This is a genomic window from Microcystis sp. M53603_WE2 (assembly GCF_030065435.1).
The window spans coordinates 1-1504 of the sequence record NZ_JASJFF010000575.1 but is presented as its reverse complement, the minus strand read 5'-3'; the positions used below and the strand labels follow the sequence as shown (position 1 = coordinate 1504).

3 protein-coding genes and 1 pseudogene are annotated in these 1504 nt (G+C 37.0%); all 4 read right to left on the bottom strand.

Going from position 1 to position 1504, the window contains the following annotated elements; all coding sequences use genetic code 11:
* Nucleotides 1–248: 248 nt before the first annotated feature.
* Nucleotides 249–341 (bottom strand): annotated as a pseudogene (locus PX481_RS12100) (PEP-CTERM sorting domain-containing protein); the annotation flags it as partial.
* 5 nt (nucleotides 342–346) lie between these two features.
* The gene (locus tag PX481_RS12095; protein ID WP_036402756.1) at nucleotides 347–700 is read right to left on the bottom strand and encodes an immunity protein CdiI family protein; all 354 of its coding nucleotides are present in this window, start codon (nucleotides 698–700) and stop codon (nucleotides 347–349) included.
* A 5-nt stretch (nucleotides 701–705) separates the two neighbouring features.
* Nucleotides 706–1122: a hypothetical protein gene (locus tag PX481_RS12090; protein ID WP_002759905.1), complete on the bottom strand. Its 417-nt coding sequence runs from the start codon at nucleotides 1120–1122 to the stop codon at nucleotides 706–708.
* Between the two features lie 115 nt (nucleotides 1123–1237).
* On the bottom strand, nucleotides 1238–1504 hold a 267-nt coding region (locus PX481_RS12085), incomplete at its 5' end, for a PEP-CTERM sorting domain-containing protein (RefSeq protein WP_288094643.1).

The following is a 1504-nucleotide window of genomic DNA, read 5'->3' as shown; positions in this document are numbered from 1 at the left end:
GCCCTTTAATTTTCTCCATTTACCTTTGCCATACTGTTTTTGCAACCGTTCCCGATTACGAATTCCTGTTCCTGTGGCAATAATCTCGATATTCGTAATATCGCTGATAATCTCAAAGTCCACGATCGATCAAGCAATCTTAAAGAGTGGCCTTTCATTATAGCATCTATTGCCAAAAAAGAGATATAAAAAAACAAACCCCCCTCAAGATTGATTGAAGGAGTATTGATGGTATTTTTAGAGGCAATTTAGCCGACTTTTGTGGTTTCTTTTTCAGTGGATTTAGAGGGTTTTAGTTGGCGCTTAAGGGTTGCACCTGCGCCGAGAGTGCCGAGGGTGATGATACTCAAACTGTTATTTTTTGTACTGTAGATTTTGTGGTTATTTCCTTAGGATGTCTGAACAATTGACCTTCATTTTGGTAGAAAACTTCATAATCCGGGGCCAGTTCAAGACGTAACTGTTTCCATAAACTAATTCCTTCTTGTTTAAAATCCATTTCAGCTTGCTGATTAGGAAAATCTGATAAAGGTGGATAGTCTTGATTTAAAGTCTTATCGTAAGTATCCTGCCATGCGTTTAAACGCTGAATAGTTGCTTGACTTAATGGCAATTCTTCAGGAGCAATGTTATCAATTTCATCTACTCCCCAAAGTGGGTAACTTCCATAATCTGCCCAAAGTTTGATTCTGATTGCCATAACTATCATTCCTGAATAAGTTTGTTAATTAATCGAGTTGGAGTTGGATTAGCACTCACTAAGTAACCATTATGACTAATTTCTAGAGAAACATACTGAATAATTCCATTGATTTCTACTTGATAAATTATGCGACTTTTTCCTTGTATGCCAATAATTTTTCCCTCACTAATAGCTGTTACAATTAAATCGGGAATTTGTTCTTCAGTAATACCTCTCTGGAGAAAATCTTCTCGATGATTTTCTAGAATATGCAGCAATCCAGAACCTTTGTCACCTGCTTTTCCAGTTTCTAGAAAAACAATTTTCCCGCTAGGATCTTGAGTAATTATGATAATATTTTCTGGGGTATGTTTGATTGCTGCTTTTTTAAGTTCAGCAATCAGGAGTTTTTTCTGATCGTTGTTCGGATTCGACCTCATTGCCGATTATAGCTCAAGATTGCGTAAGTTGATCTAGTTTACTCATCCCTCAATTATACAATAAAACCCCCTCAAGATTGATTGAAGGGGCATTTATGGTATTTTTAGAAGCAATTTAGCCTACTTTTGTGGTTTCTTTTTCAGTGGATTTAGAGGGTTTTAGTTTCCGCTTCAGGGTTGAAGCTGCACCTACAATACCAATCGCAAGTAAGCCAGCTATATTTCCAGATTCAGGAACGGCAACAGCAGGATCAGTCGGAATAGGATCAATGGTTGGATAAACAGGCTCTTCGGGAATTGTTATGCAAATAATTAACTTAAAATAAAATTCGATGAGAGCAACTACGCTCAAAAGTAGCTGAAATTCATACAGGAAAGGACT

What these genes read in the sequence shown, in the direction of transcription:
- PX481_RS12095 (WP_036402756.1), bottom strand. Translation starts at nt 700, where the DNA reads ATGGCAATCAGAATCAAACTTTGGGCAGATTATGGAAGTTACCCACTT.
- PX481_RS12090 (WP_002759905.1), bottom strand. Translation starts at nt 1,122, where the DNA reads ATGAGGTCGAATCCGAACAACGATCAGAAAAAACTCCTGATTGCTGAA.